The organism is Solibacillus kalamii (assembly GCF_002174535.1).
GTDB lineage: Bacteria > Bacillota > Bacilli > Bacillales_A > Planococcaceae > Solibacillus > Solibacillus silvestris.
The window spans coordinates 15184-37117 of record NZ_NHNT01000010.1 but is presented as its reverse complement, the minus strand read 5'-3'; the positions used below and the strand labels follow the sequence as shown (position 1 = coordinate 37117).

Here is a 21934-nt window from a genome sequence, read left to right as displayed (position 1 = left end):
AAAGTCAGCCATCTTTTTTCTGACCATCCGGGGTATGCTGTTTTTTCGGTCGAATATATAGTCCTAATTTCTTCCGTTCTGCCATTAATGATTTGTAGAGTGAAAGCATCATTAGTAATATGATAAACGAAAACGGGAAGGCAACTATAATCGCTGCATTCTGCAGTGCGGTCAGACCACCTGAGAATAAAAGACTTGCCGCAATGGCAGCCTGTAAAATTCCCCAAATCAGCTTAATTTTAAATGATGGATTCATCGATCCAAAAGTTGTTTGCATACCTAGAACAAATGTAGCCGAATCGGCTGAAGTAATAAAGAAAATCGCAACAAGCAGCAGTGCGATAATTGATAATATAAAACCGAATGGCATATTACCAAATACACCGAACAATAGTTGCTCTGTCGGTAATTCAACTAGTGTCTGGTCTTTCGTAAGGTATGTTTCTATCGCTGTAGTACCGAACGTAGCAAACCAGAAAATACTAACAAGTGTCGGTGCTAAAATAACACCCATTAAAAATTCACGGATTGTCCGTCCTTTTGAAATACGTGCAATGAAAATACCGACAAATGGTGACCACGACATCCACCATGCCCAATAGAAAATGGTCCATCCATTAATCCACTCACGACTGCCCGCATCACCCGGTTCCATGCGTAAGCTCATATGCACGAAATTCTGCAAATAGCTGCCAAGCCCCGAAGTGAAATCATTCATTATTGCAACAGTAGGTCCAATAAATAACGTCAATAATAGTAAGGTAGCTGCTAAATAGAGGTTCCAGTTACTCAATAGTTGAATCCCTTTATCAAGACCTGTTGAGGCTGAGACAATAAAGAGTACCGTAACAATGACGATAATGATTAATTGAACAGTAAAGTTTATCGGAACATCAAATAAATAGGATAGACCGCCATTAATTTGTTGGGCACCTAAACCTAGTGTAGTTGCCACGCCGATTACCGTAGCGAATACGGCAATAATGTCTATTGTGTAACCGATAGGACCTTTTGTTTTTTCGCCAAAAAGAGGGAAAAGCGTTGAACTTATTAAACCAGGTGCTCCTTTACGGAAATTGGAATAGGCAAGTGCAAGAGCAACTACACCGTAAATGGCCCAAGCGGAAATTCCCCAATGGAAGAATGTGAAGCGAAACGAATCTTTTAATGCCTGTTGGGAACCTTCAGGAGCTTGGGGGGAACTAATAGCGAAATGTGATAATGGCTCTGCAGCACCCCAAAATACTAAACCAATTCCCATACCCGCACTGAATAGCATCGCAAACCAAGAGGCATTGCTATAGTCCGGCCTGTCAGTCGACTTCCCGAGGCGAATGGCACCAACAGGACTTAGGATTAGAAAAACACAAAATGCAATAATGATTGCAACGACTAATAAATAATACCAGCCGAAATTATAAGTAAGTAAATTTTGGACATTCTTTGTTACTTTTTCCAATGTTTGTGGCGCAAGTACACCAACCAGAACAGCCAGCATTACTAAAGTAAACGAGCTCCAAAAAACAATGCCTACTTTTTTCATTTAAATTACCTCCGATCAGCGACATATAAATGTATTTCCCAGTTTGAAAAAAATAAACATTTTTATTCAATTATTTAGCAAATAGCGCAGTACTTATTAAGAATCGTACGTTTAAGCATTATTCGGCCATTAAATATTTATAAGGAAACAACACTTGTTTTTCTTTATATTACCCAAATTTGCAGACTTTAACTAAAATGAATAACCTTTTTATAAATTTCCTATACTGTGTCAAAAAGGGGGGAGTCGTATTGACACAAACATTGGAAATTAAGCAGGAAATTAAACGACTAAATAAGGAATTCCTCCATTCATCGGATTTCACAGTAAAAGAAATTGAATGGAATCAAGATGAGCAGGTAATTATATGCTATTATTCTTCGCTCGTAAATAAAAATGAAGTAGACCGAAACCTTTTTTTTCTAAGACAAAAAAGCAATACATCAATGCAGTCTAATAAAAATAAAGAAAATTCCAATGAGCACCAAGAAGAACAAAAAAAATCAAATGAAAACAGTAAAAATTCAATGTCTGGAAATCCTGAAAGCCAGGGTAAGTTTACACACGATGATTCAGTAACAATTACTACAGAACAATATGATTTTAAAAAACTTATTGAATATATTTGTGATGGAGAAACGATCATCATCTTACTGCAATCACAAAAAATGATCAGGCTTAGTAGTCCTGAATTTGTACATGGTACACCGGATGAACCGGAAAATGAACAAATATTGCGGGGATCGCATGAAGGATTTGTTGAAAGTTTTGATGCAAACATATCACTTATACGGAAACGTATAAGAAATAATAAGCTCATTGTAAAAAAAGTTATTATCGGCAAGAACACAAGGACCGTCGTTTATTATTATTATTTGGATGATTTGGTGGATAAAGAAGCCTTAAAAACTGTAGAAAACAGATTAAATGCAATTGAAAGCGACGAATTTTACACGATCGGACAGCTAAATGATACTTTGGATGATCAAGTGTGGTCTCCATTTCCTCAACTTCTAAACACTGAGAGACCTGATCGTGTCACTGCGAATATTTTGGAAGGCAAAATCGCTATTATGACAGATTTATCACCGACTGCTCTAATTGGTCCAGTGACTTTTTTTTCATTTTATCAGACACCGGATGATTTTAATTCACGTGTGTTGGTAGGAACATTTTATCGGTTATTGCGGGGGTTTAGTCTTCTATCAGCGGTTTTTTTGCCGGCTTTCTATATTGCAATCATCAGTTTTCACTTTGAAGTGTTACCGCTTGAACTCGCAAATAAAATAAAGACGGATATTAATCAAATTCCATATCGACCTTTAATAGAAGCCATGATAATGGAATTAACAATTGAACTAATTAGAGAGGCAAGTGTTCGTCTACCGAAATCAATCGGGCAGACAATTGGTATTGTAGGGGGGCTTGTCATTGGAGATGCGATTGTAAGTGCGGGGCTCGTGTCAAATTTAATGGTAATCGTTGTAGCTTTTACTGCCATTTCAAGCTTTGTCGTTCCATCCGTGGAGCTTAATTCAACAATTCGTTTGCTTCGCTTCCCATTTATGCTTTTGGCTTCGTTGTTCGGTTTTTACGGAATTGTAATAGGTACATTTATATTAGTGGTTCATTTATTAAATTTAAGTTCATTAAAAAGACCATACTTATCACCGATTGTTCCATTTGACCCTAAAGGGCTCACTAAGGTATTTTTCCGTAAGCCCTATTACAAAACGAAGAAACAAGTAACAAGTTTTTCGCCCCAAAAGGATGACAAAGCATGACAATCAAATTGACGAAAGTACAATTGTTTCTATTAATGTTCGTTATGCAAACGGGTTTTGTGTACACCTCTTTTCAAACTTCGATAATTGAGCATGGTAAGCGAGATGCAACGATACAGTTTCTCTTAATTGCGCTTATCTTTTTTTTACAATTATTGTTTTTCGAAAGAATGCATAAATACTTTTTTTTAAATAATGTTACAAAAACTATCTACCTACTATATTGGGGATTATATATTATTGCCTTTGTTATATATATAACGTACGTATTAACAACTTGGGCATTTCCAAATACACCAACGAGTGTAATAATATCCATCTTTTTATTGGTATGCTTTTATGCAAGTATCAGTAGACCTGAAACAGCCGTCAATATAGGAGTCGTTTTGTTACCAATGCTCTTCTTATTTATAATTTTTATGATGGTAGCAATTCCAGATTTGTATGCTACGAATTTGCTTCCATTATTTTATGATAGAGGGGGAACATGGTGGATGGGGTTTTTGTATTCTACTAGTGCATTTGGCGGGGCAGAAATGTATGTAATGCTCCGCAAGTATTTATTAGAAGATGAGAAGATAAATAAAAAAATACTGACAATATATTTTACTATTTTGACAAGTTTTTATCTATTATCCCTTACTTTTACGTTAATGTTTTTTGCTTTAGAGGAAATTAGGCTAATTCCGGAACCGATTTTGTATATTTTGCACGCAGTAGAGGTTACGTTTGTAAAACGGCTTGATTTATTTTTTGTTTATATATGGCTATCTTGGTCGTTGGTAACAATCGTAAATTATGTACTTGTAATGCGGCTTGTCTACTTTGAAAAAAAACGTAAATCACCTGTTATACAGCAATTTATATTTTTTGCAGTTGTTGGTGTAGCCGCCAACTATCTCGTTCGTTTCTCTGTATTAGATTTTATTAAGGGTAACATTGTTTATGTCAATATTATATTTACTTTTTTAATTCCAATAGTAATTATTATCGTAAATAAAATAAGGGGGCGAACTGTATCCGAGTCCCATACATCATCTTAATATTAGCTTCACTATTACTCGCTGGTTGCTGGGATGAAAGACTTTATAAAAATTCATCAGTAGTATCGCTGACGGGCTTTGAAGGGGAGATGGGCGATTTAACCGCATATTATGCCTATCCGGAAGCAACTACAGCTGAGATGAAAACTGTTCTGATTACTGGGAAGGGATTAACACCTCGAGATGTTAGAATGGACGCTGAGCTAAAAGTTGAGCAAACACTCGATTTATCTGGACTGGCGACAATTCTGATTTCAGAGGATACAGCCAAAGGTAAATTGTATGAATATTTGGATTCCTTCTTTCGTGATGCAAACAGTCCGATTTCTTCAAAAGTTGCAATTGTTCAGGGCGAATTAAAGCCTTTTCTTGAAATAAGTGAGCAAAAGCAGACTACAGCTGGTGAATATTATGACCGGCTTATTACCAGTTTGGAAGAGAATTCAATTGTTATTCCTTATACTCTGCAAACAGCCGGTTCAATACTTTTCGAAGATGCACAGGACTTGGCCTTGCCATATTTAAAAATGAATGAAGAGGATCGGCCGGCTGTCGACGGAATTGCTCTGTTTTCGGGCGACTCCTTCACTGGTAAAACGTTGAATACCAAGGAAGGTGTTTTATTGAATATATTAAATGATTCGCTAGGTTTTGCGACTCGAATTTCTTATTTATATAACAATAGTCCAATAACCATTCGACAAATTAATAAATCTAAAAGAGATATCGCAGTCTCTAAAAATAAAATTGAAATTAACGAAAAAATAGAGGTTGCCATTTCGGAGTTTCCGCAAGATCACTTAAATGATGATCATGTGAGAAAAGAGCTTGAAAAATTCCTTACTGAAAAATTAGAAAAAGAAATGAATGAAGTAATGAAAAAATTGCAAGAAGCTAAATGTGATGCCCTTGGACTTGGTCGAAACGTCCGTGCTTTTCACCCGGATTTATTCAAAAAAGATTGGAGCGAACATTTTTCTACATTGGATATAAATATTAAAGTAAAGGTTGAAATTATGAAAACGGGTATATTAAAGTAACTGACAACATTAAATTTTTCAAGGAAGGTGCTATTTTGGATAAAAATATGAACTACGGTAAAGATTATAAATTTATTCCCGCTACATCTGTACAAAGTGGTGTAAGTCAGGAAATATTGCCGGATTTGTATGCACACACAATTCAAATTGCAAATATTGTTTTTTACAGCATTCCAGGCAGTAACGACTTTGTTTTAATAGACGCGGGTATGCCGAAAAGTGCGGAAGATATAATTGCTGTTGCAGAGAATAGATTTGGGGAAAATGCAAAAGCAAAGGCGATTATTTTGACACATGGTCATTTTGATCATGTGGGCGCAATCATTGAGCTTGTGGAGCGCTGGCAAGTTCCGGTCTTTGCCCATTCACTGGAACTACCTTATTTAAAAGGTAAACTGGATTATCCGGAGCCGGATCCAAGTGTGGACAGCGGATTGGTTGCAAAGATGTCCCCGATGTTCCCGAATGAAGCGATTGACTTAGGGGATTGTGTTCATGAACTTCCATCAGATGGGGCAGTACCATTCATGGAAGGGTTCAAGTGGATCCATACACCAGGTCATACACCAGGACATGTTTCATTATTCAGGGAAAGTGATGGAGCACTGATTGCAGGGGATGCTTTTGTGACGGTCAAACAAGAATCATTATATAAAGTGTTTACCCAGGAAAAAGAGGTGAACGGTCCACCGAAATATTTGACACCGGACTGGGACGCAGCGTTTGAATCGGTAAAAAAATTAGCATCACTGAAACCTTCTGTAGCGGTAACCGGACACGGTGTACCAATGAAAGGGACAGAGCTTACTGATGGACTGGCAAAGCTTATCCATCAATTTAATCAAATCGCACTGCCGAAAAATGTGAAATAATGAAGCCTGCCTTTGACTAAATAAAAACCATCCATTTACTCATCGAGAAAATGGATGGTTTTTTAGTTGAATGGGGCAGGTGTTAATTATTCAAATCGTATAATCCTGGGCTATGTTCATTTGGCATGTCAGGCATTATCGGTACCGGAAAACCTACAGGTGGCGGTGTAACTTGATAAGTACCGCCATTTCGGCTCGGGGACTGTCCTTGAAGTATTTCACCAATTCTTGTCTGATCCAAACGGAAGTTAAATTGACAGTTATGATAGCCCATATCGACAAATTTACGGCACTCAGGATATTTATTTATATCATAATTTGGTACAGGGAATAGTTTGCCCCAATTTACACCTAAAGTCTCAAGCGCTTTAGCGAAAGCGTTTTGATGTGCGTTATCGCGAACAATCAAAAAAGCGAGTGTTTCACGGAATGTTTGGTTGGAGCTCATTTCGTAAATTCGCGTTTTTTGCAGTACCCCTGTTGATTCCAAAACGAGGTTGTTCAGTAAATCGGCGATGAGGTTTCCGTGAGAGTAAACCCATGATCCATTCCATGGATTTCCTGCTGCATCAACAGGTAACGATGCCTGTGCACCCATAATATAGTGGTGAGGATTTGCATGTCGTACCGCTTCATCCAGCGGGGATTGGTCCATACCATTATTTCCGGGAGCAGATGACTCTCCGGAATCATTCAATAACTGATTGATTGTATTTTGAACAAGTTCGACATGGGCAATTTCTTCTAAAAAAATACCACGCAGCAAGTCTCTAAATTGTGTATCTTTTCCTCGGAAATTGGAACTTTGAAAGAAAAATTGCATCATTGTCCGCATTTCCCCGTAATGTCCGCCTAAGATTTCCTGCAAGACACGCGCAGCTGCCGGATCTGGTTTATCAGGCTTAATAATATTGATGAGTTCTTCTTTGTAGTAGTACATAGTTCCCCTCGTTTCTTATTTTATATTGTAGAAAGAAATATCAATTCTCTCGTTGTTGTTATGTTCAAATTAAATGAAATTATGCGATATTTGTAATTACGAGAATTAGAAGTTCTGAACTTTGGAGAATTAAATATTACGATTATATTTCACGGGAATATATTTTGAAAAAGTAGGGTAGATAAGCAATAGAGATGGTTGAGCATAACTAATCTTGTGAAACTTGCTATTTTTTATGAGGAGGATGTAACTTGGAGAACAACAATAAAAAAGTCGAACAATTGAAACAATTCACTGCGAAAGATGAAGGGCAGCCGTTAACGACGAATCATGGATTAAAGTTAACGAATGATGAGCATTCATTAACAATAGGCGAGCGCGGTCCAACAATTATGGAAGACTTTCATTTCCGTGAAAAAATGACGCATTTTGACCATGAACGAATTCCTGAGCGTGTTGTGCATGCAAGAGGATCGGGAGCTCATGGGGTATTTGAAAGCTATGGAGATGCTTCAGATATAACAATGGCTCATTTTTTGGGTGAGAAGGGGCGACAAACGCCTGTTTTTGTTCGCTTTTCAACAGTAGCAGGGTCACGAGGTTCAGCAGAAACCGTTCGTGATGTACGAGGATTTGCTACGAAGTTTTATACGGAAGAAGGCAATTACGATTTAGTAGGAAATAATATCCCTGTATTCTTTATTCAGGATGCGATAAAATTCCCTGATTTTGTCCATGCCGTGAAGCCGGAGCCTCATAATGAAATTCCACAAGCGCAAAGTGCCCATGATACTTTTTGGGATTTTGTCGTAAGCAATGAAGAAACGGCACATATGACAATGTGGCATATGTCGGACCGAGCGATTCCAAAAAGTTTCCGTACAATGGAAGGATTTGGTGTCAATACATTCCGTTTTGTCAATGCAAACGGGGAAGCCCACTTCGTTAAATTCCATTGGAAACCAGTATTTGGCGCACATTCTTTAGTGTGGGATGAAGCTCAAAAAATAGCAGGTAAAGATCCGGATTTTAACCGCCGTGACCTTTTTGACAATATAGAAGCAGGTAATTATCCTGAATATGAGCTTGCTGTTCAGCTAATTCCACAAGAAGATGAATTCAAATTTGATTTCGATATTTTAGATCCAACAAAAATTTGGCCGGAAGAACTGATTCCGCTGCGCAAACTTGGAAAAATGACATTGAATCGAAATCCGGATAACTTCTTTGCTGAAACGGAACAAATTGCATTCCATGTAGGACATGTCGTTCCGGGAATCGATTTCTCAAACGATCCTTTACTACAGGGACGCTTATTCTCTTATACAGATACACAATTAATTCGATTAGGTGGGCCAAACTTCCATGAGTTACCGATCAACCGTCCTGTATGCCCATTCCATAATAATCAGCGTGACGGCTATGGACGTATGACAATCAATAAGGGCCGTGTTGCATACGGGAAAAACAGCTTGCAAAATAATACACCGCATGTTGTGACTCAAAATGAAGGCGGCTATGCTCATTACCAGGAAAAAATTGAAGGACGTAAAGTAAGAGCCCGAAGCTTATCCTTTGAGGATCATTATAGCCAAGCTCGTCAATTCTGGTTAAGTCAAACAGATGTGGAAAAGCAGCACATCATTAATGCTTTCAGTTTTGAATTGGGGAAAGTAGAAACAATCGAAATCCGCAAGGCCACAGTCGATATGTTTGCCCGAGTAGACCGTGCAATGGCTGAGCAAATTGCCCAAAATATCGGTGTTACACCACCAGATGAATCTATCCAGCAAGTTGCAGATCAACAGCCGTCTGATGCTGTTAGTATATTGAAAAATCAAGTACCGTATTTAAAAACAAAAAAAGTTGGTATTATTGTTGATACAAACAGCAATTTAGAAGAACTTGTTACACCTCTGGAAAAAGAGGGGGTTGTCGTTGAATTAATCAGCGATAAGCAAGGAAGAATCGGTCAGCGTGAAATTGACCATACGCTGGAAACTGCATCTCCAGTACTTTATGATGGCTTAATTGTTGCTGCAACTTTTGAAGGTGTAGTACCAAACCGAAAAGTCCAAACGTTTGCTGATGAAATTTTCAACCATTACAAAGCATTGGGATATGTATCCGTTGAAAGTATGGATAAAGACTATGCCAATGCACCGGGTGTCGTAACGGGAGTTACGGAATTTGTAGAAGCATTGAAAAATGGCCGCCACTTTGACCGAACAGATGCAACAGGTTGATTCTCCATACAAAACTTAAGAATCACAAAGTCCAAAAAACATTTTTCTCATTGAGAAAAATGTTTTTTTAATTGCACAATGTTTCAATCTATATCTCTATTTTCCTACTCGATTTATAAAAAATGAATATTTTGAATAATAAAATATCATAATAATAGTGTGCTATAATATAAAAATTGTAGTTAATTTAAAATCGGAAGGGGATATTTAGGGAGAAAACTGAAAAGGGCTATAATAAATGAAGAATTTAAAATGGGGAATCTAGCTTTAGTAATTATTTTAATAAAATACATAGTGATCGAAGGATTAAAAGGGGAGTTAGACGTGTGAAAAATATATTAAAAATTGGAAGCGCATTTATTGGCGTAATCGTGGGTGCAGGGTTCGCTTCAGGACAAGAAATACTGCAATACTTTACGAGCTTTGGAATACTCGGGATATTCGGAGCAATCTTATCAACGGTACTGTTTTCAGGCATTGGTATGCTTTTAGTATGGCTTGGCAGTTATACAAAAACGACATCACATAAAGATGTTATTTACAGAATTAGCGGGCGTTATCTTGGTACTGTAATCGATTTTATTCTTATCTTTACGTTATTTGGTGTAGGTGTCGTTATGCTAGCGGGTGCCGGTTCAAACTTAAACCAACAGTTTGGATTACCGATCTTTGTAGGTACGACTCTTATGACAATACTCGTATTATTAACAGGTTTTTTGAAAGTAAATCGGGTCGTTTCCATTATTGGAAGCATTACGCCGATTCTCATTATTTTTGTTATATTTATTGCGATTTACAGTTTTCTAACGATGAATGGAACTTTTACATCTCTAAATGATATAGCTCTAGCAACACCGACTACTTTACCAAACTGGTTTATTTCCAGTATTAATTACGTTTCATTTAATATTGCAGTTGGAGCATCGATGTCAATTGTAATGGGTGGGGCTGAAAAAAATCCAAAAACAGCAGCGTTAGGCGGATTAGTTGGAGGACTTGTATTAGGAATTCTCATTTTATTAATTCATTTAGCCATTTTCTCGAAAATCGTAGAAGTGGGCACATTGGACATGCCAATGCTGGGAATAGTTAGTAATTTATCGCCAACACTAGGTATTATCATGTCATTAGTTATTTTTGGTATGATTTATAATACAGCGGTTGGAATGTTCTTTTCTTTCTCAGCACGCTTTGCGGAAACAGGGACAAAGAAATTTAAAACATTCTTTACGATTACAATGATTATTGGCTATTTGGCAAGTTATGTAGGCTTTACTGGTCTCGTTAGTTATTTTTATCCTCTAATCGGTTATCTGGGAATTATCCTCATTCTTGCTTTAGTGGCAGCACCATTTATTATTAAGAGACAAGAAGCACGATAATTTTTTAAGACGAATGAATAAAGCATTAAAAAGTAAAGCTACCATTTTCTCTTTTAGGAAAAATGGTAGCTTTTTTGCTGTATCTTAACTAATAGTTTTTTTCTGTATGTTGTAATCAATATGTAAAAACTTCATTCCAAATAGTTTCATTTCATGTGTTGCGGTAAGCATTCCTTTTTGTTCCTTTATTACAAAATACTCATGGAGCGGCAGTTTGAAAACATAGGAACCGATCGCCAAATATGTACCTGCATCGCCTTGTCCATCACTTGTTAAGTAAAGTGCCCGGTCTTTTGCGGAAGGCTGTAAGATTCCGTGCATTGAAGAGAATGGCAAGGGCAGGGCGATATTCATATAGGTATTGGTTGCATCATTATGCTGCGAATAAATCGCATTAAATACAGGTTCGCCATTGATCGACCGTTGCCAGACACGCGGTTTATCCCGGCCATCATTTTGCGGTTCAACTTGCCAAATTTCACCGTCCATCATAATCGTTTTTGAAGAAAATGGTAAATTCAACTGTCCCATTTTCCGGCTAATAAACTGATACACAAAAGCAAAAGGTTTAAACCATGGTGCCCACTGAACAGATGCTTTTAATTCAAACTGCGTAGTACGTTCATAAAAATCAGCGATTAAAACAGGGATATCCTCTTTATTAATATAAGAAGACATCTCATCAACCAATCCGTGAGCCGGCTTGTTAGTCGGAGAAAAGTTGCCTCGGATTTTACTTACAGGAAATGAATAATCGTTATGCTTTGTCGGCGGAATATAAAGACTCCAGGCGATTACAACGGCAATACCAAACCCTAAACAATTTAAAAGCCCATGAAAGTCCAGCATACCCGGAATATCCACAATAATTATTCCAGTTAAATTACTGTAAGCGTATAAAAATGACCAAATGATTGTAAAACATAACGTTATAAAGGCCAGCCGGATAAAAAGGCTTTGCACAGGCGGTAACCGCCATTTCATGACATAGAAGCTAATACTGAAAATAGCAAGTACATATAAGCTGACCGAAATGATTTCAATAATTCTTGAAAAGGTAATCCCGACAGCTACTAGCATTGGTCCTGCGGCAATAACAGCACAGCAAATTTTATAGTATCGGGTCATATGAAGACGCCCAATCAATCCGACTGTAATACATAGTAAAAAGGCGGAATAATGAAAGTGAATAGCAGTTAGCCATGTAATAATCGGACTAAATCCTGTATTCAACTGCAAATGGAATGCTAAAAACCATAGTCCACCCATCACAATATAAATCAGTCCGATATCAATCATTATTTCAGCCGTGTTCGTAAATCCCCGTCTCAAAAATCGGTTGACCCCATGGGAAGCAATGACAAGAGTACTTAGCAAATAAGCCATCACACAAAGTAGGATGAGGAAATCCTGTTGCGTGAAATAAAGCATTGTTACAGCGAATTGACCGATTATAATTATCAGCTTTTGCCAATTTTTCAGCAAAACTAACTGTTCCAGTATGACTGGTACAAAGATAAGCTGAGCTAGCGTCAAATAATAATACATAGATGTTGTTTCGTTAAATAACAGAAGACAAGCCATACAAACAAGGCCAATGATTGTTAAAGGTCTACTGAGAACATGGCGTAAACTGACCAGCATACATCATCATCCTTCCAATCAAATCATTGTAAATGGAGACATGGATCGTATACACATCCAACACATCGTCATAACCTTCCGTTACAACTACTCGACCTGTCAGTTTCTTTGGCAGGGCAACCTCAGTCTGACCAATGACAGCACGCTGATCTGCGGAGCGTATCATTAAGGAACCATCATTTGTAACATCCATTTTTAAATCTGAGTAGAACAGGGCTGGATTCCCTAAATAATCTTTTACAATTTGCCGCTCCAAATCGACCGTCATTGTCGCATTGAACTTGCGTGTTGCCTGTGGAAAGAGAAAAGTGCGCTCCCAGTATACTTCAGCTTCCTTTTCATTGTTTAATCTTGCTGTATTCGTTATTGTAAAAGGAATTTCCTCACCATTTTCGGGAAAAAGAAAATCGGTTTTCGTAAACAAATGATACATCGGACGTAAAAAACGCGGTCCGGAATGAATGACTTGCATTGTTCCTTGAGCATGAAAAGGCTGACCTAAAGGAAGTCGGTATCTTTCCTGCAGTTTTGGATGCAATCGATTAAAGTTTTTTCCCAACAATGTTTCGTAAATCATATTAAGCACCTCTTTTTCGTTTGCAAAATCTTGCAGTCGGTAATTCTTTAGTTAGCAGTATAGCAATAATTGAAGCAATCCATAATCCAATATTCAATGTGACAACATTAAATGGTGCTGTTGCAACTGATGGCGCAGCAATAATTGCGCTTAATGTCAGCAAAGGGAACAACATAATTTGCGCCTTTAACAGTAATGGCTGCAATTTCGGTACCAAAAAAAGAATTCCAATAATCATTTCCAAAATACCTAATGCAATAATGGCCGTCGATGCTTGCCCCAATGATAGCGGCGACAGGTTCATCAGCATATCAATTTCAAGTGGATGCTTCATTAACACTTTCGGTATGAAACCTTGGTAGAGCCAAGTAAAACTGAACAGGAAGCAGAGCAAATAATAGCTGAAAAAACGCCGGTACTGGGTTGCCGGTTTTTCTCCGGCTTCAATCCATCTGGCCAGTACATTAAAACTGAGTGCGGTAGCCCAGCCGATAACAGGGCGAAACAGTTGGTCGAATACTTGACCGAATTGACCAAACCGGACGTCGTAGTCATACTGGGTTAAAAAGGTAACACGGTCACCATTCGGAATATATTGCCAATAGCCACGACCTTCCTTAATTGGGGAGATCCGTTGCGGTGTCCCGAAATGGAGAGAAGATGTTTTAACACCACTTGCTTTTTCGTGTGTTCCTTTACTTTCACCCCAACCTGAAACTGACAGGCAGGGCATGATTTTTGTCGTATATGTAAATGTTTGAGATACGTCCTCATGTCGTTTTTTGTTGTAAGTGATGGATGTAAATCGCAAATCCCACTGTTCATGCAGATCGGGTTGCTGTGTATAGTGCCATACCTCTTCGATCGAGCTGTCTATTACGGTTTCCACATAAATTGGCTTTTTCTTCAAGATGTTCAGCTCCTTCATTAAAATGAAATAATGTATTCTTCCCATTCATCATACCTTAATATTCCTCCTGTGATTAGTCGGAATTTACAATATATTGATTTTGCAGAATGAATATGAATCTTTTACATTATGAAGTAATATAAATGATAGGTAGACCGAGTAACCGATTTTAAGGGGTGAAGCAATGGACTTTATTTTAGATTATAAGTGGTTTTTCCTCATTACTGCGGAAGTTGTTTTCTGGGTGTGTGCGATTGCCTTTTTATTATTACGCTACTGGTTTAAGTTGAAAAAGCTGAGTTTATTTGTTTTTGTCATTTTTATCTTGAATGATTTATGGATTGCACTATTGGCTTATTTGGATTACCAGCGAACTGGTGAATTTTCGATTTACCAAATCATCATCGTCATTATCATTGTGTACGCAATGACATTCGGAAAATCTGACTTTAAAAAGCTGGATGCCTTTATTAAAAGATGGGTTGCTAAAAAACGGGGAGAGCCGATCGATGAGTCACTTCAACCTGTCAAACTGTATGGTAAGGCATATGCGTTACATGAATGGAAGCAATTCGCGGGGCATTTCGTTGTTTTTATCATTGTTCATATAGGGTTTGCTATTGCAGTAGGTTTTTCAGACAGTTTGCAGCAAATGGCACTCAATGATTTTTTCGGCATGTGGTTCGATGATGACAACAGTAATTTCCCTTTTAAAAATGAAGGGATTAATAAATTCAGTCAAGTATGGCTGCTAATTCTGGCCATTGATTTTGTGATTACATTATCGTATACATTATTTCCGAAAAAGAAATCATAAAGTGAAAATCCGGCTAATCAGCCATAATAGATTATTTGGAGTGAGTTTTGAAGAAATTATTATACCCCTTTTGATTATTCATTCAAAAGGGGTTTGGATCATATTATTATCGCTTAAATATTTCAGTCAATGCTCGGCCGTCTGTATTTCCAAAGTCCAAATCCAAAATGTGAGCAATTGTCGGACCGAGATCGACGACACAAGCTTCGCCAATGTCTGAGCCGGCTATTACATTGTTGCCGGAAATAATCAGATTGCTCGTATAGTCAGGTTTAGTTGGCGAGTAGCCATGAGTTGCGTACTTTTTACCGACTGCATGTAAGTCGATGACAGCTTCCTGTAAATGGTCATCTTCAAAAGCATAGCCTTCTTTTGCCTCTATCATATAGCAGAACTGACTGTCTACATGAAGCTCTTGTAACTGCTGCGTACTCAAAATGGCTTCGATGCCGTAAGTTTCTTTGCGTGCAGCTTCCTGTAAAATAGAAAGAGCTAATTTTTCTGCTTCCGTATCGCCTGGCTGTATATGCAAATAAGCAGCTCCGCCGGCACCTTGGACATATGCGCGCCAATGCCATTTCCCATTTTCCTCATAAATAAGACCTTCCTCGTATAAAATTCGGTTCAAATACACTTTGTACTGAACATCGAGCTGACTATGGTCTCCGACAATTATAAAAGTCGTTTCTTCATAAATACCTGCATCTTTTGTCGCCTGGACTAGATCTCCAATCCGACGGTCCATCCGTTCGATTACTTCTTCAATATGTGGTCCTTTTGTTCCAAGTAAATGCTTCGTATCATCGAGGTCAATTAAGTGCATTAAAAGTAAATTCGGCTTTCTCTTCTTAATCGTATCTACTGCGCATACTGTTGTGAAGTCATCTAAATGAGGCTGTTGAATCCCTTGCCGAACTTTTCCGTACTTCATTTCCATTTGCATTGTAAACAATTTACTGCCGCTTTTCAGTATTTTTAATGCCTGATTCTCGTTTTTGATCGCTTTTATTTCCGGGATATTAAAGTTAATATTCGCTTTTCCTGATACTGGCCACAAAAGCCCGGCTGTCGTGTTTCCTTTTTCTCGAGCTGCTTCATATACAGTTGGAGCTTGGATATCACTGCGGAACCAGTGCCAGTTTTGCTCGTTTTCAGGGACGAAAGGCTGGAACGGATTATTATGGAAAACACCGTGCCGGTCTGGATAGACACCAGTCACATAGGAACTGTGTATGACATACGTGAGGGTTGGATACACACTTTTCAGTAAATTTGTAGAGGCCCCTCGTTCAATCAGTTTGGCTAAATTCGGTTTTGACGCTGCACTTTCCCAATTATCCTTAGAAAAGGCGTCATACGAAACAACAATCACATAATTACTTTTTTTCTGCATCTGATCACCTTACTAATTTAGTTTGTTCATGCGCATCTTTTGGCAGCATTAAAAAGACAATGAGCCCAATTATGAATAGAGGGATAATCGATAAAATGCTATATCGGGCATCACCGGTCATCGTTGTTGTCAGTGCCATTAGAAAAGGGCCGATAATTGCAGCAAATTTACCGAAAATATTATAGAAACCGAAAAATTCGTTGGAACGCTCTTTCGGAATAATTTTCCCGTAATAGGAACGGCTTAATGCCTGAATCCCGCCTTGAGCAGAACCAATCATAATACCTAGAATAAAGATATGCCACATTTCAGAAATGAAAAATGCTGCGACACAGGCAATGACATAAGTCGTAATTCCGACGATTATTAACGCCCGAGTCGAATATTTTTTTGCAAGTGACCCATAAAGCAGGGCAAACGGGAATGCTACAATTTGAATAACGAGTAAAATGGCCAACAGCATAAAGGTATTCAACCCGTCGGAACCTAAAACGCTTGTCGCGTACGGAACAACCATTTTAATAATTGTATCGACACCATCGATATAGCAGAAATAGGCGATTAAAAACATGAATACTATTTTATAGTCTTTTATATTTAAAAAGGTTTGCCCTAATCGTTTGAAACTATTGCCGATCGGATTCGGTTCGGGTTCAATATAATGGCGCTGTTTGACGTCCTTAATCATCGGGATTGTCAGTAACCCCCACCATAGCGCGGTAATGCAAAATCCGATTTGATATCCGATTGCGGCATCCATACCCATAATTAAGATGACGACTAAACTAATCCCAAATGGAATGACACTTGAAATATAGCCAAAAGCAAAACCGGATGATGATACTTTATCCATTTTCTCATCTGTCGTCACATCGACTAAGAAAGAATCATAGAAAATATTAGCGCCGGCAAAGCCGATACAAGAAAGAATGTACATGACGATTAATAGCTGCCATTGCCCGCTATCCGGTGAAATAAATGTAAAGGAAAGAGTAGAAATAATGCCGACTAACGCAAAAAATGTGAAGAAACGCTTTTTCTTGTCCTTATAGTCCGCAAAGGCTCCTAAAATTGGACTAAGAACGGCGACTAATATGCTTGCAAGTGAATTGAAATAGCCTAAATCCATGTTGTTCACACCTTGAAACATCCCAAAGACAATCGGGAAAAGGGCGGTCGTAATCGCAATGGAGTAAGCAGAATTCCCGCAGTCATACAAAATCCAGGACTTTTCTTCTTTTGTCAGCTTCACTTAATTAAAACCTCCTAACCTATTATTTTCAGTCATTATACCATTATCTTGAAATTAAATATTGAAGACATACAGAAATTTCATATTAGTGAAATATTGTTTACGTAAACTCTGTATAATGGAAGTTATCTCTAAAAATTTACAGGAGGCAGGCTATGGAAAGGATTTTTAACTATTTTCATCCACTTGTATGGATTATATTAAGTGGGACGATTTTTGTACGGACTGCGAGCTTCATGGCAATCCCGTTTTTAGCTTTATATTTACATAACGAACTTCAAGCCTCGCCGTTATTAATCGGGGTTACGATTGGAATTGCGCCGCTGTTCTCAACCTTTGGCGGATTGATCGGCGGCTATTTGACCGACAGATTTGGACGAAAAGCGGTTATTATTATTACAGTCTTTATATGGAGTCTTACCTTTATTGGTTTTGCACTGGCTCCTTCAGCTGTGTATTTTGTCGTGTTGAATGCAGTGAATGGGCTATGCCGTTCATTTTTTGAACCGGGTACCCAAGCACTGATGATTGATTTTACAGAGGATGCGAAAAAAAGACGGTTATTTTCTGTACGCTACACGGCCATTAATATTGCTGCTGTAATGGGACCACTACTTGGTGTATGGGTCGCAAGCTTATCAAGTCCAGCGACCCCGTTTATGATTACCGGCATTATGTATGCGTTGTATGGCATATTTTTACTCGTAATATTAAACCGCTATGAAATGAAACAAAAAAGACTTGGTTCAAACCAACAAATCCGAACGATATTACGTGCAGTTATCCAAGATCAAAAGCTGTTGCTGTTTATCGCAGGAGGGATTTTGATTACAGTTGGTTATTCCCAGTTCGACTCGACACTGCCGCAATTCATTAATATGAATGTGGAAGATGGGGTGAAGCTCTTTTCCTATGTGATTGTCGCAAACTCCATTACAGTGCTGGCATTTCAGCTGCCTTTAACAGTATTAAGCGAAAAAATTTCAATTTATAGTTCACTGAAAATTGGCGTCGTCATTTTTGCGGTCGGATTATTTCTGTTTGGCGTTTCCGGCAGTTCTTGGATGTTCATTGCGAGTATGATAGTATTTTCGGTCGGTGAGATTTTCTGTTTCCCGATGATGAATGCCGTTATTGAGGAAATTGCGCCTGAGGATCAAAAAGGGACATATCTTGGTGCGTCTCAGTTTAAAAATATAGGCGGATTTATCGGGCCGATTATTGGTGGCTGGCTATTAACAGCTTATATAGATTATATGTTTGCAATTATTTCATTAATCATGCTTTGCAGTATTTATATATATAACCGCGCGCAAAGGCTGGCTTAAAATCTGTAAAACTGTCGGCGCTATGTAATAAAACAAAACAGCAGCTCATAAAGTGAAGCAGGTTCCTCTAATGAAAAAACTTGATAAATAGAACTCTGTTAAGTACAATGAACTCTTTGAATACATAACGAGTTCGCGGTAACATCCGCTAAAAGACTTTACAACAAAGAGGTGGCAACATGAAAGGTCGAACACATTTAACGATTGGGTTAGGAATCGGGGCAGTAGCATCTGTCAGCCAAGCATCTGAAATGATTCCGGTCGTCTTAGCTGTATCTGCTGTAGCTTCACTGGCTCCGGATTTGGACGGAAACAATCTGTTGAATAAACATGTAACGAAAACGGCGAAACAAATAAAAAAAGGCGGACAATTGGTCGGCGGTGTGATAATGGTTCTGTCCTTGGCAGCTTATTTAAACTTTCTGCCTTTTTTGGATGGTGAATGGTTTACACAACAAAATAAACTGCTGTTTTTAGCATTGGGCGCCATCATCATTGCCTTATCCATGAGAAGTCAGGAAACGCTTAAAAATATTTTAATGACTATTTTGAGTTTATTCCTTCTGTATTATGCGATTACCGATGAGATGTGGTGGCTCGTACTGTTTGCTGTATACATTGGGGCAGCTGGATGGTTTCCGCATCGAGGATTTACCCATACGATTTGGGCGGTGGTCTTTTGGGCATATATGTCCCATCTGCTGGAAGAGAGTACAGGCACGGAAAATTTAGCGATTATCTCAACGATGGCTTATTTATCTCATATTTTAGGTGATATGATGACGAAAAAAGGGGTTAAATTCATCGCTCCTATTACGAATAAAGTATTTAAAATACGAATATAGATTTTAGGAAAGGTCTTTCATCAGTTGTTTTAATGAACTGTCGGGAGATCTTTTGTTTTTAGTTAATTATTATTGAAATAACATCGTATTATGCATAAGCTATAATAAATTAAGGGATTATAATTTAGAAATATAATAATAATTTTAGCCCAATATGGATGTTAGAGGAAGGTGAATTATGATTGAAATGCATCGTAGAAATTCTTTATTACTTCTTTTAATAAGTATTTTTTACTTTACACAAATAATATTTAATATTGTCATTGAAGGAATAGAGAGCATATTTCCTCCAGCAATCTTTTTTGGGGTATTTGGGCTCATCATGATATTGTTGATTCTAAAGAAAGTAAATGCCAAATTTACAATGTATGTAATGGTCGGTAGCATGTATATTTATTTTTATTATCTGCTTAACGATTCTCCGTATTTAGTAAATTTTCTCTTCATGTGGCTCGCTCTGCCGCTAAGTGCCATTTATCAACAGATAAAAGCCGTTTTAATGTCAGGGATCGCTTCGATTATTCTTACATTCTATTCGTTCTTTTACCTTCACGATGAAATTTTTCCGAACGTCATCAAAGAGGACTTTATTTATTTAGTACTGTTTGGAATTTTTATTACGATTTTTCATATTACATTCATTCTTAAAGTTAGAGCGGCCAATGACAAATTACAGGACTTAGCCTATCATGATCCATTAACCGGAGCAGCAAACCGTTTATTGCTTAAGGAAAAGTTTGATGTGATGAAGTATGAGAATGTCGACTCAATTGCATTATTGTTCCTTGATATGAATGGTTTTAAAAACGTAAATGATACATATGGCCATGATGTTGGGGATCAGTTATTGCAAATTATTGTTTTAAGGATAGATGGTGTATTGAGAGATACGGATTTACTTTGCCGATTAGGTGGAGATGAATTTATCGTTCTAACGTCTAATATCGATCAGTCTATATTAGAAAAGATTGCAGATAGAATCCAATCTGCACTAGAGAAACCAATGATTTTAGATCAATATATAATTAATGTTTCGGCAAGTATTGGATGGCACTACACGACGGAAGTTTTAAATGCAAATTTAGATGAGATGATTAAAGAGGCGGATCGAGCAATGTATAAAGAGAAAGAATTAAAAGATTTACCAGGCGGTACGATCAACTAATAAAAAATATATTAGAGGCTAGAATAAAAACCGCCTCAAAATGAAAAGCCGTTCAAATTTGAACGGCTTTATTTGTGACTAGTTCGTAGCAGGAGGAAGCTTCCCAGGGGCAAGGTAGATGTTTAATTCCTCGTTTTAAACAATATAATTTGAGTATTTTTCGACTTCTGTTTTTAATATAGATAGTAAATCGAACTGATCTAAAACTTCCAACATGTTCATCCCTTTATGACTCCAATATAATCCGCATTTGCCCATATTGTTCAAACAAATACCCTTACGTATATAACAGATTGATAAATTAATAAAATGTTTTTCTATTTTACACAATTCGATTGAGTTTTCTAATTGTTTTAAAGCCATATTATAATCGCTATTTTTTAAATATAGCAGCGATAGATTAATTAAGAAATTTATTTTTATCCGATTTATATTCTGGAAATTTTTGTACTTTTCAATGTGCCGAAAAGCAAATGTTTTCATTTCTACAGCAGTTTCAATTGGAAAAATATATAGTATAGAATTTAGTAAAAAGATATCGGATAAATACAAATTGTCTCTACGAGATAGTTCTTCCCAAATGGGCTCAGCAAGTAATTTTGCATAATGAATATCGTTAGTATTGGCTAATATAGCTAGACTTTTTATAATAATATTTATTTTATTAATTAGTTTATCCTCTGGAAATTCTTTTAAGAATGAAATACAACTTTGCTGTAATTGCAATAATTTTTCCGAATTATTATAGGTTTGATTATAAAAATTATTAATAATTTCATCTCTTAAAGGCATGGTATATCCATTATCGATATATCTAAATTCTTCATAGGAAGTTTCTATACGTACTAGAAATTCACTTAAGGTAGAGTGTTTTATATCTTTATTTTCTCCTAGTTCAAATTTGGAGAAATTACCTTGAGTACAGATATTGTTTGATACATATTTTTGCGAAAATCCTTTGCCAACTCTGATTTTTTTTATAGTTTCTCCATAATTATTCATAATATCCTCCCAAATATTCTTTTACTAATATTATAAGCCGGGAAAGTGTAAATTATGTAAAATAAGTAAAAAGGGGGGTGAGAACATGATTGATATAATTATTATCGCTCTAGATTTGTGGTTAGTAGGAATTGGGGGAGGTTAATAAGAC

At 37.3% G+C, this 21934-nt stretch carries 18 protein-coding genes; 10 read left to right on the top strand and 8 right to left on the bottom strand.

Annotated features, from left to right (window positions below; translation table 11 throughout):
* Positions 1 to 4 precede the first annotated feature (4 nt).
* Positions 5 to 1543 (bottom strand): glycine betaine uptake BCCT transporter, encoded by a 1539-nt coding sequence (locus CBM15_RS13810; protein ID WP_087617957.1) that lies wholly within the window; start codon positions 1541 to 1543, stop codon positions 5 to 7.
* A gap of 251 nt (positions 1544 to 1794) precedes the next feature.
* Between CBM15_RS13810 and CBM15_RS13805 the strand changes: the two genes are divergently transcribed.
* From CBM15_RS13805 to CBM15_RS13790, 4 genes are read left to right on the top strand one after another with little or no spacing between them, the layout of a single operon-like run.
* A complete protein-coding gene (locus CBM15_RS13805; RefSeq protein ID WP_087617956.1) occupies positions 1795 to 3327 on the top strand; it encodes a spore germination protein in 1533 nt (510 codons plus the stop codon).
* The gene (locus CBM15_RS13800; RefSeq protein WP_087617955.1) at positions 3324 to 4370 is read left to right on the top strand and encodes a GerAB/ArcD/ProY family transporter; all 1047 of its coding nucleotides are present in this window, start codon (positions 3324 to 3326) and stop codon (positions 4368 to 4370) included. Before CBM15_RS13805 ends, CBM15_RS13800 begins: the two co-directional genes overlap by 4 nt.
* Positions 4346 to 5410, top strand: a complete 1065-nt coding sequence (locus tag CBM15_RS13795; protein WP_338057551.1) for a Ger(x)C family spore germination protein — start codon at positions 4346 to 4348, stop codon at positions 5408 to 5410. Before CBM15_RS13800 ends, CBM15_RS13795 begins: the two co-directional genes overlap by 25 nt.
* Positions 5411 to 5445: 35 nt before the next feature.
* The gene (locus CBM15_RS13790; RefSeq protein ID WP_087617953.1) at positions 5446 to 6282 is read left to right on the top strand and encodes an MBL fold metallo-hydrolase; all 837 of its coding nucleotides are present in this window, start codon (positions 5446 to 5448) and stop codon (positions 6280 to 6282) included.
* Positions 6283 to 6364: 82 nt separating this feature from the next.
* On the opposite strand, the gene CBM15_RS13785 is transcribed toward CBM15_RS13790, so the two are convergent.
* A complete protein-coding gene (locus CBM15_RS13785) occupies positions 6365 to 7222 on the bottom strand; it encodes a manganese catalase family protein (protein ID WP_087617952.1) in 858 nt (285 codons plus the stop codon).
* Positions 7223 to 7473: 251 nt separating this feature from the next.
* Between CBM15_RS13785 and CBM15_RS13780 the strand changes: the two genes are divergently transcribed.
* Positions 7474 to 9468 (top strand): catalase, encoded by a 1995-nt coding sequence (locus CBM15_RS13780; RefSeq protein ID WP_087617951.1) that lies wholly within the window; start codon positions 7474 to 7476, stop codon positions 9466 to 9468.
* Between the two features lie 326 nt (positions 9469 to 9794).
* Positions 9795 to 10850: a YkvI family membrane protein gene (locus tag CBM15_RS13775; protein ID WP_087617950.1), complete on the top strand. Its 1056-nt coding sequence runs from the start codon at positions 9795 to 9797 to the stop codon at positions 10848 to 10850.
* 84 nt (positions 10851 to 10934) lie between these two features.
* Here CBM15_RS13775 and CBM15_RS13770 read toward each other — a convergent pair whose 3' ends face one another.
* Genes CBM15_RS13770 through CBM15_RS13760 form a run of 3 tightly spaced genes read right to left on the bottom strand, consistent with a single transcriptional unit; the run spans position 10935 to position 13981 of the window.
* Positions 10935 to 12494 (bottom strand): YndJ family protein, encoded by a 1560-nt coding sequence (locus CBM15_RS13770; protein WP_087617949.1) that lies wholly within the window; start codon positions 12492 to 12494, stop codon positions 10935 to 10937.
* Positions 12463 to 13071, bottom strand: coding sequence for a DUF4166 domain-containing protein (locus CBM15_RS13765; RefSeq protein ID WP_087617948.1), 609 nt, complete (start codon positions 13069 to 13071; stop codon positions 12463 to 12465). Before CBM15_RS13765 ends, CBM15_RS13770 begins: the two co-directional genes overlap by 32 nt.
* A gap of 1 nt (position 13072) precedes the next feature.
* Positions 13073 to 13981 (bottom strand): DoxX-like family protein, encoded by a 909-nt coding sequence (locus CBM15_RS13760; protein WP_087618055.1) that lies wholly within the window; start codon positions 13979 to 13981, stop codon positions 13073 to 13075.
* A 184-nt stretch (positions 13982 to 14165) separates the two neighbouring features.
* On the opposite strand from CBM15_RS13760, the gene CBM15_RS13755 reads away from it, so the two are divergent.
* A complete protein-coding gene (locus tag CBM15_RS13755; RefSeq protein ID WP_087617947.1) occupies positions 14166 to 14798 on the top strand; it encodes a hypothetical protein in 633 nt (210 codons plus the stop codon).
* 106 nt (positions 14799 to 14904) lie between these two features.
* On the opposite strand, the gene CBM15_RS13750 is transcribed toward CBM15_RS13755, so the two are convergent.
* Positions 14905 to 16191: an alkaline phosphatase family protein gene (locus CBM15_RS13750; RefSeq protein ID WP_087617946.1), complete on the bottom strand. Its 1287-nt coding sequence runs from the start codon at positions 16189 to 16191 to the stop codon at positions 14905 to 14907.
* Between the two features lie 4 nt (positions 16192 to 16195).
* The gene (locus tag CBM15_RS13745; RefSeq protein WP_087617945.1) at positions 16196 to 17443 is read right to left on the bottom strand and encodes an MFS transporter; all 1248 of its coding nucleotides are present in this window, start codon (positions 17441 to 17443) and stop codon (positions 16196 to 16198) included.
* Between the two features lie 155 nt (positions 17444 to 17598).
* Between CBM15_RS13745 and CBM15_RS13740 the strand changes: the two genes are divergently transcribed.
* The 3 genes from CBM15_RS13740 (at position 17599) to CBM15_RS13730 (ending at position 20781) form a co-directional block, all read left to right on the top strand.
* Positions 17599 to 18771, top strand: coding sequence for an MDR family MFS transporter (locus tag CBM15_RS13740; RefSeq protein ID WP_087617944.1), 1173 nt, complete (start codon positions 17599 to 17601; stop codon positions 18769 to 18771).
* A gap of 179 nt (positions 18772 to 18950) precedes the next feature.
* Positions 18951 to 19616, top strand: coding sequence for a metal-dependent hydrolase (locus CBM15_RS13735; RefSeq protein ID WP_087617943.1), 666 nt, complete (start codon positions 18951 to 18953; stop codon positions 19614 to 19616).
* Positions 19617 to 19794: 178 nt separating this feature from the next.
* The gene (locus CBM15_RS13730; protein ID WP_087617942.1) at positions 19795 to 20781 is read left to right on the top strand and encodes a GGDEF domain-containing protein; all 987 of its coding nucleotides are present in this window, start codon (positions 19795 to 19797) and stop codon (positions 20779 to 20781) included.
* 135 nt (positions 20782 to 20916) lie between these two features.
* Here CBM15_RS13730 and CBM15_RS13725 read toward each other — a convergent pair whose 3' ends face one another.
* Complete coding sequence (locus CBM15_RS13725) at positions 20917 to 21783, bottom strand: transcriptional regulator (protein ID WP_065217123.1); 867 nt, start codon at positions 21781 to 21783, stop codon at positions 20917 to 20919.
* Between the last annotated feature and the right edge of the window lie 151 nt (positions 21784 to 21934).

Coding starts and splice junctions, on each gene's coding strand:
- CBM15_RS13735 (WP_087617943.1), top strand. CDS start 18,951: ATGAAAGGTCGAACACATTTAACGATTGGGTTAGGAATCGGGGCAGTA.
- CBM15_RS13740 (WP_087617944.1), top strand. CDS start 17,599: ATGGAAAGGATTTTTAACTATTTTCATCCACTTGTATGGATTATATTA.
- CBM15_RS13755 (WP_087617947.1), top strand. CDS start 14,166: ATGGACTTTATTTTAGATTATAAGTGGTTTTTCCTCATTACTGCGGAA.
- CBM15_RS13765 (WP_087617948.1), bottom strand. CDS start 13,071: ATGATTTACGAAACATTGTTGGGAAAAAACTTTAATCGATTGCATCCA.
- CBM15_RS13770 (WP_087617949.1), bottom strand. CDS start 12,494: ATGCTGGTCAGTTTACGCCATGTTCTCAGTAGACCTTTAACAATCATT.
- CBM15_RS13810 (WP_087617957.1), bottom strand. CDS start 1,543: ATGAAAAAAGTAGGCATTGTTTTTTGGAGCTCGTTTACTTTAGTAATG.
- CBM15_RS13725 (WP_065217123.1), bottom strand. CDS start 21,783: ATGAATAATTATGGAGAAACTATAAAAAAAATCAGAGTTGGCAAAGGA.
- CBM15_RS13750 (WP_087617946.1), bottom strand. CDS start 16,191: ATGCAGAAAAAAAGTAATTATGTGATTGTTGTTTCGTATGACGCCTTT.
- CBM15_RS13730 (WP_087617942.1), top strand. CDS start 19,795: ATGATTGAAATGCATCGTAGAAATTCTTTATTACTTCTTTTAATAAGT.
- CBM15_RS13800 (WP_087617955.1), top strand. CDS start 3,324: ATGACAATCAAATTGACGAAAGTACAATTGTTTCTATTAATGTTCGTT.
- CBM15_RS13785 (WP_087617952.1), bottom strand. CDS start 7,222: ATGTACTACTACAAAGAAGAACTCATCAATATTATTAAGCCTGATAAA.